This window comes from Cryobacterium sp. Y11, assembly GCF_002929535.1.
Taxonomy (GTDB): Bacteria; Actinomycetota; Actinomycetes; order Actinomycetales; family Microbacteriaceae; genus Cryobacterium.
The window spans coordinates 1-14,731 of sequence record NZ_PJJO01000051.1 but is presented as its reverse complement, the minus strand read 5'-3'; the positions used below and the strand labels follow the sequence as shown (position 1 = coordinate 14,731).

Genomic DNA, 14,731 nt, shown 5'->3' with positions numbered 1-14,731 from the left:
CCCCCGATATTCCCCTCGCCGACTTTTCGGCCCGTTTCGGCATCGACGTCGCCACGCGCTGATCCGTGGCGTTAGGACTATCCGCCCGTCCGGGGTTTTCCAGAGACCGTGGCGAAAACGTCGCCCCTGGTGTTTGTCGAATTGCGCATCAACTCCGGCCCTGGATACCGCGTGTACTTCTCATGCAAAGGTGACCGTCTAGTTTTTGCCACTGACCGGCGGAGATAAATCAACCCAGAATGCGGACATAAGGACCGCTCACAGGGAAAACCACCAAGCCTCCTGCACTGAGAAGAGCAATCCACTCTCCAGTGGTCAAGCTCACCCACAGCCCGATCGCAAAAATAACCGGGCTGTAGATAATTCCCCCAGTCCAAATTCGACGTCGCGATGAGGGGATCTGAAGGGTAGACACACCGCCACACTACTGGACGCCCGGAATGTGCCAAGATGACCTGCAGCCATGCCAATTACGACGCGCGTGCGGCAACTACGAAGGGCGGAGCGGCTTGTGATCTTGGGTATCATCATCGCCTGCGAGATCGGGTTCTGGGCCGTCATCGTGGGGGGCCTGGTCGCTCGCTACATCTTCAAAGCCAAGCGTCTCGGCCTTATGCTGATCGCTCTCGCCCCGGTCATCGACCTGGTGCTATTGACCACGACCGCGGTGCACCTCCGCGCAGGCGCTGACGCGGAATGGGCGCACGGCCTGGCCGCGGTTTACATTGGCTTCTCGATCGCCTACGGCCCGGGGATGGTCCGCTGGGCCGACATCCGCTTCTCTCACCGGTTCGCCGACGGCCCCGCACCAACACGTCTCTCCGGAACTGATTACACCGTGGCCTGCTGGAAGGACGTCGCGCGCACCCTGCTCGCAGCGGCAATCTCCGCTCTCGTCCTGTTCGGCCTGATCTGGTTGGTAGGCAACGCCGCGCAGACGGCCGCCCTGGCGCATTGGTACCCAATCCTGATAACGATCTGCGGCATTGAAGTGATCTGGGCTGTGTCCTACACAATCTGGCCCCGCGCCCTCAAGCAGAAAGCCGCAGCCGCTTAGCAACAACGCAGCCCACGCCCGTAGCTACCGCGTACGCCAATACTCACCGCTGGCTACTTACATGTGCGGTGCGGAAATAATGGTGCATCGACAGTGGCACCGAATACGGTCGTGAACGTGACCCTTCCCTCGTGCCATGCCCAATTAGGTGCATTCTCGGTATGTCAATACTATGTAACTAGATACCGGGTTTGCATTACCTGAACTTCCGGATTCTTCCGCGACCGCAACACGCAACTTCAGGGAGCACTATGTCCGTTCGTCAAAGCCTTCTCGCCATCCTCGATCAGGGACCGTGCTACGGCTACCAACTGCGAACGGAGTTCGATCGCCGCACCGGGTCGATCTGGCCGCTGAATGTTGGTCAGATCTACAACACTCTCGACCGGCTCGAGCGCGATGGCCTCGTCGCCACGGGCGACACCGACGATCACGGCCACGTGTATTACCAGATCACGGATGCCGGTCACACCGAAGTGGCGAGCTGGCTCGGCTCCCCCGTTGTGCGCTCGGCCGCCGCGCGTGACGAGCTCGCGATCAAGCTGGCCATCGCGGTCACCCTGCCCGGTGTCGACATTTCCGCAGTGATCCAGGTGCAACGAAGCGGGAGCCTGCGCACACTGCAGGATCTAACGAAGACCAAGAACGCGAGCGGCGATCCGGAGTCCGCCGGGGACCTCGCCTGGCAGCTCGTCATCGACTCGCTCATCTTCGCCGCAGAAGCCGAGGTGCGCTGGCTCGACCATTCGGAGGCGACGCTGGCACGGGCATCCGCGGCCGGTGTGATGGCGCCGATGCCGCTCACGCTGGAACCGCCCAAGCGCGGCCGGCCGGTCAGGGCGGCTGCGAAAAACGACGCACAGGTCGCTGGTTCGCGATGAGCACGCACCTCGCCACAGGCCCAACGCGCCCCACGACGCCCGGTGAACTTCTGCGCCTCGACGGGGTTGCCATGCACTACGGTAAGGGCGAGACCTCCGTATCGGCCCTGTCGGGCATCGACCTCACGGTATCCCGCGGCGAGCTCGTCGCGATCATGGGTGCTTCTGGTTCGGGTAAATCGACCCTGCTGACAATTGCCGGTGGGCTGACCCAGCCGACCAGCGGCGAAGTAGTCATCGAGGGTCAATGGCTCTCCGACCTGCCCTCGGCGCAAATTGCCATCCTGCGCCGGCGCACGCTGGGCTTTGTGTTTCAGGACTTCAATCTGATCCCGACGCTCACTGCGCTGGAAAACGTCACCCTGCCGCTCGAACTGGACGGATGGCCGCACCGGAAGACGCGCCCGGCTGGCCTCGACGCACTCGCGGCGGTCGGGCTGAAGGACCGCGCGCAACGCTTCCCCGATGACCTGTCCGGTGGTCAGCAGCAGCGGGTTGCGATCGCCCGCGCCATCGTCGGTACCCGACGTCTGATCCTCGCTGACGAACCCACCGGTGCCCTCGATTCCGCTACCGGTGAGGGCGTTCTGCGCATGATCCGCGACCGAGTGGATGCCGGTGCCGGCGGCATCCTGGTCACCCACGATGCACGCCACGCGGCCTGGGCCGACCGCATCGTGTTCCTCCGCGACGGCCGGATCGTGGACGAGAACGTGCGCGACCGTCCCGAATCACTCCTCGCCGGACGGTGCACAGCGTGAAGCGTGCTGGCCCCCGCCGCACATCCGCTCACGCCGCCCCGGCCGCGCAACGCCGAGCCTCGGGAATGCCAGACACTCCGCCTCGCTTTCTCGCCGCCCTCCGCCGAGCGCGGGTCGCCCTGCGAATCGCCCGCCGGTCAAGCGCCCGGTCTTTGGGCCGCAGCGCCCTGATCGTCACCCTGGTCGCACTGCCGGTCGCCGGAATGGCTGCGATCACCCTGATCATCCCGAGCACCGTGGCAACGACGGCGGAACGTTTGGCCGTCACCCTCGGGCACACAGAAGCTCAGATTCAGCTCTCCATGCCGGGCCGGAGCCTCCACCAAGACCCGTTCTCGATTATGTATAGCGACCCAACCGGCGAAGAGACCGAGCCGGTTGAACTACGCGCACTGTTTCCAGCCGACACCCGAATGATTCCAGTTTTCGACACATCAGTGACGGCGAAAACCCGTTCCGGTGTAGCAGTGCTCGATGCCGTCGAGGGCGAAACCTGGGACCCGTCACTGGCGGGCCACTATGACGTGACGGCCGGCCAGACTCCTCAGAACGCCAACGAGGTGATGGCATCCGCCGCGATGCTCGACCGGTTGGGTCTCAGCCTCGGCGATGAGGCCGAGCTGCTGGCGCCCGTGCAGAAGACTGTGACGGTGGTTGGCGAACTCGATGATCGAACCCAGCCCTCCAGCGGTCAGACCCTGTTCGGATTTGCCGGAACCTTCGGCGGTGACACAAACGCCGAAAACAATCCGGAAGCGAACACCTATGTTCCAGATGCGATTGTGGACTGGGCGCAGGTTCAGAAGTTGAACGAGCACGGCATTGTCGCGCTCTCGCGGGACGTCGTCGAGAATCCGCCTCCGGCTGGCACGCATCCCTCCGTGAGCGAGGGTAGCGCCCGCGGCACTTGGATCGTGGTCGCTGGGTTGATCGTGGGATTTGGTCTCCTCGAGGTGATGCTCCTGGCGGGCGCCGCATTCGCGGTCGGTGCCAGAGCCCAGGAGCGTTCGCTCGCGACGGTGGCCAGCGTCGGCTCCAACCGGTCGACCATCTTCTCGATCATTGCGGCAAACGGCGTTGTCCTCGGCGCGCTCGGCGGCATTGCTGGCGTCGGGGTCGGCATTGGAGCCGGTTCGGTGTTCATGTGGCTCACCAACGACGGCAGCGCGACCATGTATTTCGGGTACCACCTTTGGTGGCCCGCCATGATCGGCGTCGCCATCTTCGCCATCATCATCGGCTGGGCCGGCGCCGTCGTTCCCGCAATCCGCGCGTCGAAACTCGACGTGATAGCTGCTTTGCGCGGTGCCAGACGCCGCTCCACTCCAAGCAAACGACGCCCGATCATCGGCATCATCGCCGTGCTCGGCGGCGTTTCTCTCACGCTGCTCGGCGGCATCCTGAACATCGTTCTGGCCGAGCGGGGCTTTCTTGACTCGCGGGGCATACTCTACGGAGCGTTATTTGCACTGTTGCTCGTGGGGCCGATCGTGGCTCAGCTCGGACTGCTGCTCTGCAGTGGCCTCGTGCTCCGATTCCTGGCTCGACTGCTCTCACACAGAGGCGTAGCTGCCCGGCTGGCCTCTCGCGATGCTTCACGCAATCCCGGCCGAAGCGTTCCTGCTTTGGCGGTAATCATGACGACGGTTTTCGCGGCCGTCTTCGCCATGACCATGATGACCAGCACCGAGACAACCAGCCGCGCCAACTATGGCTATTCGACCATGCCAGGACAAGTGCGGCTCACGCTCAACTATTGGGATCAGGAGACGCGGCTACAGGCGATGTATACCAAGCCAGACGAGTTCGTGGCTGCCGTACGCGCCGCCGTCGACGTCGATACCGTGCGCACACTCAAGGGCGTTGCGGATGCCCGCGGCCCGGCATCGCCGGACGCTCAGCTCTCCGACACAGAGGCGGCTCAACTCGTGCCCGCTCTCGCTCTCCCTCCGGCCAACCGGTGCTCCGCCATATCCGCGTGGGATGGTCCACTAACGAACCAGGCTGCGCGACAGGCCATGAAGGAGATGGAAGGTGACTGGCGGTGTCAGCACTCTTTCGTCACGAGTGGCATCAGTGTCAATGGCAGCCGAGACCACATCACGGTCGGCGATAACGCCGATCTTGCACTCATCCTGGATGCTGAACCGACCCAAGCGGCCAAGGATGCGCTGGCCAATGGCGGAGCCGTCTCGCTCTACCCGGAGTATCTGACCGACGATAAGGTAACCGTTTCCTGGTGGACGGCCGAATCCTGGCAGGACTCCTTCTATGGAACAAGTCGTTTCGGCGAGGGAATGGGCGAGGCAGAAAAGAGCGTGAGCATCAATGCGGTGGTCCAAGAGGCCGCCCATCCAATTAACTTCGGCATCTTTATCTCTGAGCAGACCGCTCAGACGCTCGGGCTCGACTATGCCGATTCGATAGTTCTCGCCTCCACCACCACCCTGCCGACAGATGATCAAACGGATGCGCTCAACGCGGCAATTGACACGCTCATTCAGCAACCCGGTCAATACTGGGCTGAGGTAGAGCGCGGACCGACGATGGCCTCAAACGCCCTATCGTGGGGACTTCTGGCTCTGAGCGCGCTGATTGCCGTTGGCGCGGCTGCCGTGGCGATCGGGCTGGCACGCTTCGACGGTCGCCGTGACCAGGCGACGCTGGCGGCTATCGGCAGCAGCCCGCGCGTGCAGCGCGGATTCGGATTCTGGCAAGCCGTGATGATTGCCGGAACCGGTGCCGTGCTGGGTACCGCCGTCGGGCTGATCCCACCGATTGCGCTGACGCTTCCGGGGTCCGGAACCTCCTTCGCGGCGCCGTGGCTGCTCATCATGACCATTGCCATCCTGTTGCCCTTTGCCATCGCCTGCATAAGCTGGCTCTTCCCCGGTCGAAAGGCTGCGGTGTACCGAGCCGTAATCGAATGACCGGCACTCGTAATCGGGACCGCCAGCGATATTGTGCTCGTGAACTGGGCCCGACTGACGAGCGCTCAGCGGCCCGTCGTTGCCACAAGGATCTCCACCGCCGACTGTTAAACGTGCGCAATTACGTACGTGAAGAGGGTGGCAAAGGGCTATTACCACAAAAGCTGCACGCAAAGACCTGTATCGCCTCATCGAAGAGGTCAATCTCGACCACAATGAGATCGAGATCACGTCCAAGAGTGGCTCTGCTTTTCTCGTGTCTGCTCAGGAATACAACGCCCTCCGCGAAACGGCCTCTTTTCTTCGTTCCCCCGCAAATGCAGCTCGCCTCGCCGAGTCTGCGCAACAGGTACGTGCAGGTCGCGCTCCTCCCCGCGACCTGGTCGAGACAGATCAAGATTCGGCGTAATGCGCACTCTCGCCTTCACCGATAACGGCTGGGACGATTACCAGCACTGGATATCGACCGACAGGGCGATCCTGAAGCGAGTGGACATACTGATCAAGGAAACACCTCGCGATCCCGCATCGGGAATAGGTAAGCCTGAGCAACTCAAATACCTGGATGGCTCACCGTAGTCCCGGCGAATCACCCAGAAACACCGCTTGATCTACTCCTTCGACAACGAGCAGCTCATCGTGTGGCAGTGTCGGTACCACTACTAACCCGCCGCGCGGTCAGCCCGGCACAGGAGACTTCTCGCGCGGTTGGGTTGTTGGCTACTTCAGCAGGGTTGGGGCAACCATCCACCCGTTTCCGCGTGACGGCCTGCGTCCAGAACGGATGCCGCGACGGGCCAGCGACACCGGCGCACGTGTGTCCGACCCTACGCTAGCGGTGGAACTTGATAGAAATTGGCCAAGGGGCCTGGCCGCGGCCAATGCGGCAGGGATCGAGCCCCGGCAAGCTCACGCGTTTGCGTAGGCACCGCCATGATCGCTCTGATCTTTTCGCTCATCTGACCCGCCGGGCCACGTTACGGACGGCCCGGTTTGTAGGCCGAGACCGACGAGGCATTCGCTATCCAAAATCGCCAGGGGAAGTTCGTCGCGCTGCCGCCAGGCCCGCTGACGCCCACGCGTGGTCCGGTCAGAAACGGTGCGACCACGCCGTCATCCGGTGCGAAAAACCGCCATTGTCCGCCGAAAAGATCATCACCATCGTTGGCCAGGGATGCCCCGAAGCTTTGGGCGACGCAGCCAGGGCCCCGCGCCAGGCTGCGATCGAGAAGGGGAATCTTTCGTGGTTTGCTTTCTCGCCGACTGCGGGCAATGTCGCTGCCTTGCAGCACGTCTCCTGCCCTGATGAGACACCCGTAGGGCTGGCCCGGTAAACCAGCGACGAGGTTCAGTGCGTGGTGCATTCCGTAGGTGAAGTAGCAGTAGAGGTGCCCGGCGGGACCGAACATTGTCTTATTCCGATTCGTCTTGCCCCGATAGGTGTGCGCGCCGGGGTCGCGTTCACCGGCGTACGCCTCGATCTCGGTTATTCGAATGGCCACAGTTCCGTCGTCATCCGTGCGTTGCAGGATGCAACCGAGAACTTCGGGTGCGAGATCGAGTACCTCGCGGGCAAAGAACCCTCGGTCCGCGAGATGAAATCCTTCTAGCTCGTTCACTCAAACAGTGTATCCACTACCCCGACGGCCAGGTTTTGAAGACGGCAGTATGGCTGGGCGCTGGCGTACGTGCAGTCATCGGTGAGCAAGGGCGCACCGAGTGATCATTGCCGCGGATGTCGACGTCTACCGTCACCTGATCAACGACGTTCGCCTGGACACCGTGTTGATCGTGCACGCGCGAGATATCCTGCCCCTTAGTTCGGGCGATTAGCTGCGAAAACCCTGCCGTTTGTTTGCGACTCGGGCGCTCTCAAGTGCGGTGCTTCATTACCGGCGGGCGAACGTACCAACCCAGCTCATTCGGCCAGATCACGCGGGTCAGGTCGCGCTGGCCAGTTCTGCTACCCATCGATGCGATTCAGTCTCACGCTGCCGCCGCGCCCCCTGCCTGCTCCCCCAAAAGTCGAACGTCACCTGGGCAGGCGCGTCGCTTCTGTGCGCCAGACGGCGCGGAGGATCGCGATCGTGTCTTCGAGGGAGATGAGTGCGCCCTCGCTTGCTTCCGCGAGGGCTCGGGCATGTTCGATAACGGCCTGTGGTGCTCGGGACGCGCCGGGGGCAACGCGGGTGCCTGCTGCGGTGCGAGTGACGATGAGCCCGTCGCGTTCCAGGGACTTGTAGGCCTTGGCCGCTGTGGCCTGTGCGACACCGAAATCGTGAGCGGTCTGCCGCACCGTCGGCAGTCGCTCACCGTCACCCAGTTGCCCAGACCGAATCGCTCCGCGGAACAGTGCGTCTATTTCGTCTGCGGAGCTCGGCGTGGCCCCGTTCATCGGCCTGACCCGGCAGTTAATGACTCAGATTCGGATGCTTCGAGGCGCGAGCGACGAGTCGCCCGCGCGGCTCGGACGGTGTCGACGGCTAGGCGGAGTAGGAACGCGACGCCACCTGCCTGCAGAGCGTAGCCCAGCAGGTTCATCGGCCGGGCGATCACGTCGTAGCCGCCGGCAATGAGAATGCGAGGGAAGGACGCATTCTCGGAGACCCAGCGCTCGTCTAGCCCGACCAGAGCTGTCCCCGCTGAACCGGTATGCATCCACACGGCTCCCAGGGTGGTCACGAGTCCACCCAGCAGGATGAATGTGAACAGTCGCGCGGTCAGCTCTCGTTCCGAGCGCACACTGGAAGCAGTCGAGCGGGCGAACAGAGGCCGATTGGCGTCTGAGCGGAGCACGGTGACAAAGACGGCGCAGGCCAGTGCGAGTGCCACGAGAGTGCCCAGATGGTTCGGCCACCCCGCGCCGGACAGATACCCAAACCCGCTATTGAAGCGCATATAGATCGGGAGCTCGGAGTACTCGGGAACGCTGCCGAAAACCTTTCCGTCCACGGGTGCCGTCGTCGCGATCGAAATCTGCCAACAGGCGGTCAGCGCGAGCAACGTGGCCGTGATTCCAGAGATCCAGAGCAGGGTTCGAGACGCAAAGGCATACCAGTGGCGGCGCGGAACGATCGTGCGTTCACCCGGAGCGGGAAGCGGCATCCGCTGAAGGACCACAGCCGCAACGGCTACCACCAGCGTCGCTGCAACGAGCGGCGCTGGCCGTCGCCACCAGCCATCAAACCCCGAAGTGTCATAGATTGCCACATTCAGGGCGCTGACCACGGTTGCGATAACGACCACGAAAAGAGAACCTGCCACACCGGTCCAGATAAGAGTTGCCGTGCGTTGCCCGGTGTGCGGAAGCGAAACAATCCGCCGTGGACTAATCCACGACAGCGCAAACAAGATCAGGCCAAACGTGATAGCCACCTCCAGCGGCAGAAGATCTTGTACCGCGTGCACGAAGAGAAAAAGATAGTTCATCTAGCTAGGCCCCCAGAAGATCGCATCACTCGCGAGAGTCGCGAGCTTGTGCTGTAAAGCTAGCACAAGATTGTGCTACCCAAACAGTGCAAGCTAGAACCAGGGAGTGGCTGCCGTCATCGGACTCTGCTCTTTCTACTGCCGAGCGGCCAAGCAAGTTTCGACTGGCTCGCTTATGAGCCGCTGCGTCATAGGACACTTTTCCCGCTAGCCGGGCTGCTCTCACCACACGGTCAGATCGGGATCGTATTGTTCCTTGCCGGGTTGGCAATGCTCGCATTCGGTGCCGGCTGGATGCTCGGCCAATGCCAGGCTGCCAGTCGGCGACGAGCGCCCGATGCGGGCGGTGCGGGCATCTGAAAACTTTCCCCGCTTCACCCGCGTGACGATAACGGAGTGAGTCTGGCCTCGCCACCATCACTTGCGCGGCGGACGGTAAAAACGCAGTGTGTTGATTTCAGTTGTAGTCGGCGCTGACCGTGTGGGTTTTGCCGTCGAGCCGGATCGTGTTGCCGTGCGGGACGATCCACTGCGGTCTGGTGTGTCCGAATGGTACTCCGACGCAGATTACGGCTTCAGAGTTATATCGGGAGACTTGTTCGATGATTGTGTCGCGCTGAACTGCGCGCAGTCGAGTGCGCTCGTTCGCTAACGAGACGGCTGAATGCAGTTCGCTGACGGGTGGTCGGGCGACGAGAACACCGGCGACGGCATTGAGAATTCCTCGCTCGCCCAGGGCGCGCACCCAACGCTTCACTCTGTCGGCATTGGGGAGTTCCTCGCTCGTTTCGAGCCGGATAATCGCCCCGTCCAGGTCGGTGACGTCGGGCATCCGGTTGGCAAGGGCGATCTGATCAATGACTTCGATGCATCCGCCCCACGTTGGACCCTCGGCTACCGTACTTGCGCCCGCCCTCGTCCACGGTTCCGTTGGTTCTCGAATGCCGAATTCATTGAGAGCGCGATGATCAGTCCAGGAGATGCCGAAGTCTTCGGACTCGCCCGGATCGGTGAGGTTGATAAGGCCTCCATCAAGCAGCGCCGCACGCAGAGACGCCGCGTGCACCTCATCGACATGCGGACCTGGTCCGAGGTGCACTTGTGTTGAGCCTCCGTAATAGCTGGGCACTCCGAGGTTCCAGAGAAGGTTGTGCAGGTTTGTATTGTCACTGTATCCGAGGAATGGTTTGGGGTTTGAGGCGAGGATGTCGGTGTCGATGTGCGGAATGACGGTGATCTGATCATCGCCTCCAATCGTTGCAAGAACCGCCCGAATACTCGAGTCAGCGAACGCCGCCTCAATATCGGCAGCGCGCGCCTCGGCACTCGCGCCGAGCTGCCGTGTCGTTGGATACTCAACCGGCACAAGCCCAGTAGCTTCGGTGAGGCGTCGATGGCAGGCAAGCATGTGCCGGCCATTGCCCTCCAAGAGCGCGAGCTGCTCAACGCCGTCCGGGAAGCAGATCTGTCCGCGGCCGATCTCTTCGGCGACGCCCCCACGCTCGCGGCAGGCGATGTTCTAGAACTTGCCACAACGGCTGAAGCGGTGCGCACTTCAAAAGGCGGTGGTCCGCGCCACGCCGTGAAGGACGCCGGTGGTACTTTGCTCAGCATGGGTGTCGTCTCGGCGCTGCTTCTGGCTCTTCGCAGTAGCTGGTCTGCTGGCATCAACATCGCGCACCTCTTGGTTGCCGTCAGCGTTGTAGTTCCGTTCATGGGCTGGATCGCCGCGCGGGCACTCTTCTCGGCGGGGCGATCCGTTGCAATGATAGGTGTGCTCATCACAGCAGGAGCCATTGCCCTGGCTGGCATCGCCTCCGCAGCTGCCTTGGGCAACGACCACATCGCGGCTCGCGCGGTGCCCGTCCCCCTCTTGGGCCTGGCGCTAATCACCCCGGGCGTCGTCACGCTGGTGTGGGTAAGACGAATGCAGTAGCAGGTTCTCCGCACGAGCTGGAACGACTCCGACTGGCCGCGACGCCTGCGGGGCGGCCTGCGCGCGCGACTCGTGCCAGCACCCCTCGCACGAGGGCATGCCGCGGAAATCCAGCAGGCTCTGGTCATCAGCGACACGTCGGCGTATGAGGAATACGGTCACCCGCTGGTGCTGGCCCGTGAGATTGCCGACGCCGATCGAACGTCACGGTCACGGCTCTGGTGGCTGATCATCCTTGCCGGCGCCGGATCGCCGCTCGTCGGCGCAGCACTGGTCGTCACTGCGCAGAGCTGGGGAAATCTGACGATCCTTGTCGCGGTCGTCCTCATGCTCGGTTCTCTTGTTACCCCGATTGCAGGTTGGAGCCGCCGACCGTGGGTGCAGCAGCGATGAGTACCGCCGCCTGGCAACGAGTTTCCCTGCCGATGCTCATTCTCAACGTTCTCTCGGTCGTACCGCGGCACGGATACGGTATCTCCCAGTCGCTCGCGTCCGCCGGACTGCAACCTATCAAAGGCGCGCAACTGTGTCCCGCGCTCGTCCGACTCGAGGACGAGGGAGCGATCGTTGCACGCTGGGAGCAAAGCGAGTCCGGTCCGGCTCGCAAGGTCTATGACCTCACGGCGATCGGTCATGCGCAGAGGGAAGCGCTGCGCGGTCGATGGTTCGCCTTCATTGACGCGGCGGAAGCCGTAGGCCGCGCAGACTGATCCGAGGAATTCCCTAATCTCTTAGGGACGGACGTGATCGCCTTGCCTGCGTTGAGAGCTCAGTGAGGCTCCTTCCTTGCACGGGGTTTCTTGCGTCGCTACCGGTCGAGGTCCGGACCCCCAAGCCGAACCCCCGACGGGACATATAGTCGACTGGCGCAATTGTCCTGGCGTTGAGTTCTTGAGTCCTCTGGCGCGCTGAAGTGTCTACAAGCAAAGCTATGTGTAGACATTTTGATACACGGGAGTGGGAGGTCGTTGATGGACAAGGTCAATGCTCTGCCCGTTACAACTTTTAGTCCCACTCTGGCAGCCGATGCGGGTATCGGGGCACGGGAGCTGCGCCGGCTCAGCGAGAGCGGCGTCATCGACCGAATCGGCAGGGGCTTGTATCGCCGGGCCGACCTTCCGACTCCGTTGTTTGGAAGGCTATGAAATCGCTTTGGAAGCGTTGAAGAATTGGCTGCGCAAGAGCGGGTCTCACCCGGCCGTACTGATGAACATCGCCCGGCAACTGCCCCGAGCGAGCGGTCCGGTGCGCCACGCCCTGGAATTGCTCTCGTCAGCCACGCGTCGCAGCTGTACGCCGCGCTCCACCGGCATGCCCGGGATTCGGGTCGGGCCGTGTCGGAGACGGTCATCTCTACGCCATGGAGGCGTTTTTAAGTCGGCTAGCTCAAACCGTTTACAAGGATGACTTTGTGTTGAAGGGCGGCGTGCTCCTTGCGGCGTATCGGCTTCGGCGCCCGACGAGCGACATCGACATGGAAGCCGTCAATTTTCGTGTGGACGCCGCCCATCTGATCGCTGTCGTGGAGGCCATTGCGGCCATATCCGTCGACGATGCTCTGGCCGTCGATCTCGCCTGGATGGATTTCACACTTATCCGCGAGGGCGACGATTACTCGGTGCTCCGAGTCAAGATATTTGCACAGGTCTACACCAGCACCCTGTCGTTTCATCTGGATATCAGCACCGGGGATCCGATCTGGCCAGACCCACGTTCAGTGGCCGTTCCGCGCATCCTCGGTGGAGAATTTGAAATGCTTGGCTATCCGCTGGTGATGGTCCTTGCAGAGAAGGCGGTCACGATGCTGACGCCTGGAACGACGAGCACGCGGTGGAACGGCATGGGCGAAGTTGCCCGTTTATTGGGAATCGATGAGCAGCTGATACATGAGGTGGTCTTGCCACCGGCCCGCTATTTTCAGGTATTCCGGAGCCGTTCCATAGCGCACGCAGCCCACACGTTCGAGGACTCGTTGGGAACGAACGTTGAGGATCAGCGTCTCAGCCAAAACCCTGTGAAGGCCCAACTCGTTGAATGCCAGCGCGGTCATTGCTTGAACTGCGTCGGTGGCGAAGCCACGTCCATTGCGCTCTCGAGCGACCTAATTGGCCATGTTGCACGACTGAAAAGCTCCGTAAGTGGTCCCACTGAACGCAATCCGACCTACAACCTGCGAATCCTCGTCGAGAATCACGTGTGGCAAGGCCTCGCCTCGGCTGTGCCGAGCGAGCGCGTTTTCAACTTCCGACTGCTGACCGGCCACCGTGAACTAGGGGTCCGCGCGGACCGGGTCCCACGGAGCGAAGAGGGGACGGCCGGTCAGCTGCAGGTCGGCAAGGCGCCCCCACATCGTTGACGGAAATAAGTCGAGTAGTAGCAGGCATTAGAGAATGCTCCCACACGCGACTCAAATCATCCGCGCCCGCAAGGCGGACCCTTTCCAGGCGCGACGGTGGATGCAGCGGCACTGTTCGGTGCGACGATGAATGCTATTTCGAACGGTTCGAGCGCCGATTGCGCCGTGGTGCACAAACGCCACTGAATGGCTCGTCTGCGCTCGTCTGCGTATTTCTGGAAGAATCATGAAATGACCGCCACCCTGCAGCGAATCCTCACCAGCGAATTCTCATCATGGCTGGATCGCAGCTGCACCGAGTACATCGGCGACTTGGTTGTCCAGGGCGCATCGCCAGAGCAAGCTCGGCTCATGGCGGTCGAGAGCACGCTTCGTTCATTTCCGGACGGTGCTCTGAGCCCTGGCAATGAGATCTTTCACGTCATGAGTGAGGCGGGTGAGCCTGTGGGGTATCTCTGGATCGGCCAGGATATCAGCGCCGACCCGGGTGCGTGGTGGGTCTGGGACATTGTTATCAATGCCGACCGACGCGGCCAGGGTTTCGGGAGGGCCGCGATGCTCCTCGGCCAAGAGTATGCCCGCGTACAAGGCGCGCATACCCTCGGCCTGAGCGTCTTCGCATTCAACACCGGCGCCCGCGGTCTCTACGAATCACTCGGCTACGAAACAACTTCGTTGAAGATGCTCAAGAAGCTCAGCTGAGCCTTCCGAACGCGCAATCATGACCGGGACAAGTCGGGGTCCCGCTGCAGAGCAGGTGCTGAGCCGGGCGGAGCAGCTAGAGTACGATCAGCGTGTCACGACGTTCGATCCCCAAGGTAGCTTGACCCCACTCGCTGCTGGCGACACGTTCCCGGTGAGCTTCAAAGGCGGCTGCGTGCTCGAAGCTTTCCTCGACCTGCCACATCAGTGGATTGCTCGTCGTGGTGACGTTAAACGAACAGCATCCCGGTTCGGCGCGGGTCAGGGCAAGGTGCAGTGGTAGATGATCTCGGACAGTGTCCGCCTGGTCCCGGGTATGGCAAACAAGATGCCCGCTCAGGCACACCACGCTGCCGAGTAGCTTCTTTTTCATCTTGTAATTGGTCAGCAGCACACCGCCCTTCACGGGGTGCTCCTTTGCCTCGACGGTGAATCCGTGGCGCTCGAAAAAGGGGCGGGCTGTGATGCTGACGTCGGATGTCAGTTCTGTCAGCTGCGCACTACGCGCGTGGGCCTCCACTCGGCCGATCAGTTGTCGTGCTACCCCGTGTCGCTGGTATCGTGACTATTTGAGGGTTTGGGGGCCGTCCAATGTTGCCTTTGGGGGCCGCTGGTATTGCCTGGGGATGCCGGGCTGCCGCGCTGGTCGGGGGCCAGCGGCCCTCGACCAGCGCGGCAG

The 14,731-nt window shown here is 62.2% G+C and carries 16 protein-coding genes and 3 pseudogenes; 12 read left to right on the top strand and 7 right to left on the bottom strand.

The window, feature by feature from the left end; genetic code table 11:
- The first annotated feature begins 511 nt into the window (after positions 1-511).
- The 6 genes and pseudogenes from CXY75_RS05145 to CXY75_RS05120 all read left to right on the top strand — a co-directional run bounded on the left by CXY75_RS05145 (position 512) and on the right by CXY75_RS05120 (position 6,295).
- Entirely contained in the window at positions 512-1,057 is a 546-nt protein-coding gene (locus CXY75_RS05145) for a hypothetical protein (RefSeq protein WP_104081766.1), read from the top strand.
- A 251-nt stretch (positions 1,058-1,308) separates the two neighbouring features.
- Positions 1,309-1,938, top strand: coding sequence for a PadR family transcriptional regulator (locus tag CXY75_RS05140; RefSeq protein WP_104081765.1), 630 nt, complete (start codon positions 1,309-1,311; stop codon positions 1,936-1,938).
- A complete protein-coding gene (locus tag CXY75_RS05135) occupies positions 1,935-2,699 on the top strand; it encodes an ABC transporter ATP-binding protein (RefSeq protein ID WP_104081764.1) in 765 nt (254 codons plus the stop codon). Before CXY75_RS05140 ends, CXY75_RS05135 begins: the two co-directional genes overlap by 4 nt.
- Positions 2,696-5,629, top strand: coding sequence for an FtsX-like permease family protein (locus CXY75_RS05130; RefSeq protein WP_146069377.1), 2,934 nt, complete (start codon positions 2,696-2,698; stop codon positions 5,627-5,629). Before CXY75_RS05135 ends, CXY75_RS05130 begins: the two co-directional genes overlap by 4 nt.
- A gap of 151 nt (positions 5,630-5,780) precedes the next feature.
- Positions 5,781-6,038: a type II toxin-antitoxin system Phd/YefM family antitoxin gene (locus CXY75_RS05125; protein ID WP_104081762.1), complete on the top strand. Its 258-nt coding sequence runs from the start codon at positions 5,781-5,783 to the stop codon at positions 6,036-6,038.
- Positions 6,038-6,295: pseudogene (locus CXY75_RS05120) on the top strand (Txe/YoeB family addiction module toxin). The gene CXY75_RS05125 and the pseudogene CXY75_RS05120 overlap by 1 nt, the downstream one beginning before the upstream one ends.
- A 311-nt stretch (positions 6,296-6,606) precedes the next feature.
- Here the strand turns inward: CXY75_RS05120 and CXY75_RS05115 are convergent.
- The 4 genes from CXY75_RS05115 to CXY75_RS05100 form a co-directional block, all read right to left on the bottom strand.
- On the bottom strand, positions 6,607-7,248 hold the full coding sequence (locus CXY75_RS05115; RefSeq protein WP_104081761.1) for a DNA-3-methyladenine glycosylase: 642 nt from the start codon (positions 7,246-7,248) through the stop codon (positions 6,607-6,609).
- A gap of 413 nt (positions 7,249-7,661) precedes the next feature.
- Positions 7,662-8,024 (bottom strand): GntR family transcriptional regulator, encoded by a 363-nt coding sequence (locus CXY75_RS05110; RefSeq protein ID WP_104081760.1) that lies wholly within the window; start codon positions 8,022-8,024, stop codon positions 7,662-7,664.
- Positions 8,021-9,058, bottom strand: coding sequence for a hypothetical protein (locus CXY75_RS05105; protein WP_104081759.1), 1,038 nt, complete (start codon positions 9,056-9,058; stop codon positions 8,021-8,023). The genes CXY75_RS05110 and CXY75_RS05105 overlap by 4 nt, the downstream gene beginning before the upstream one ends.
- Positions 9,059-9,515: 457 nt before the next feature.
- Complete coding sequence (locus CXY75_RS05100; protein WP_369826675.1) at positions 9,516-10,424, bottom strand: S66 peptidase family protein; 909 nt, start codon at positions 10,422-10,424, stop codon at positions 9,516-9,518.
- Positions 10,425-10,451: 27 nt separating this feature from the next.
- Between CXY75_RS05100 and CXY75_RS20420 the strand changes: the two genes are divergently transcribed.
- From CXY75_RS20420 to CXY75_RS20970, 5 genes and pseudogenes are all read left to right on the top strand, one after another.
- Complete coding sequence (locus CXY75_RS20420; RefSeq protein ID WP_233201741.1) at positions 10,452-10,994, top strand: hypothetical protein; 543 nt, start codon at positions 10,452-10,454, stop codon at positions 10,992-10,994.
- 72 nt (positions 10,995-11,066) lie between these two features.
- Positions 11,067-11,387: a hypothetical protein gene (locus CXY75_RS20415; protein ID WP_233201740.1), complete on the top strand. Its 321-nt coding sequence runs from the start codon at positions 11,067-11,069 to the stop codon at positions 11,385-11,387.
- Positions 11,384-11,704: a PadR family transcriptional regulator gene (locus CXY75_RS05090; RefSeq protein ID WP_104081757.1), complete on the top strand. Its 321-nt coding sequence runs from the start codon at positions 11,384-11,386 to the stop codon at positions 11,702-11,704. The genes CXY75_RS20415 and CXY75_RS05090 overlap by 4 nt, the downstream gene beginning before the upstream one ends.
- Positions 11,705-11,965: 261 nt before the next feature.
- Positions 11,966-12,139, top strand: a complete 174-nt coding sequence (locus CXY75_RS20975; protein WP_104081756.1) for a type IV toxin-antitoxin system AbiEi family antitoxin domain-containing protein — start codon at positions 11,966-11,968, stop codon at positions 12,137-12,139.
- A gap of 215 nt (positions 12,140-12,354) precedes the next feature.
- A pseudogene (locus CXY75_RS20970) lies at positions 12,355-12,813 on the top strand (nucleotidyl transferase AbiEii/AbiGii toxin family protein); the annotation flags it as partial.
- Between the two features lie 39 nt (positions 12,814-12,852).
- Here CXY75_RS20970 and CXY75_RS20965 read toward each other — a convergent pair.
- Complete coding sequence (locus CXY75_RS20965) at positions 12,853-13,044, bottom strand: GNAT family N-acetyltransferase (protein ID WP_369826681.1); 192 nt, start codon at positions 13,042-13,044, stop codon at positions 12,853-12,855.
- 537 nt (positions 13,045-13,581) lie between these two features.
- Here CXY75_RS20965 and CXY75_RS05070 point away from each other — a divergent pair.
- A complete protein-coding gene (locus tag CXY75_RS05070; RefSeq protein ID WP_104081755.1) occupies positions 13,582-14,052 on the top strand; it encodes an N-acetyltransferase in 471 nt (156 codons plus the stop codon).
- A gap of 76 nt (positions 14,053-14,128) precedes the next feature.
- On the opposite strand, the gene CXY75_RS05065 is transcribed toward CXY75_RS05070, so the two are convergent.
- Positions 14,129-14,425: a putative quinol monooxygenase gene (locus CXY75_RS05065; RefSeq protein ID WP_104081872.1), complete on the bottom strand. Its 297-nt coding sequence runs from the start codon at positions 14,423-14,425 to the stop codon at positions 14,129-14,131.
- A gap of 6 nt (positions 14,426-14,431) precedes the next feature.
- Positions 14,432-14,602, bottom strand: a pseudogene (locus CXY75_RS20715) (GNAT family N-acetyltransferase); the annotation flags it as partial.
- Between the last annotated feature and the right edge of the window lie 129 nt (positions 14,603-14,731).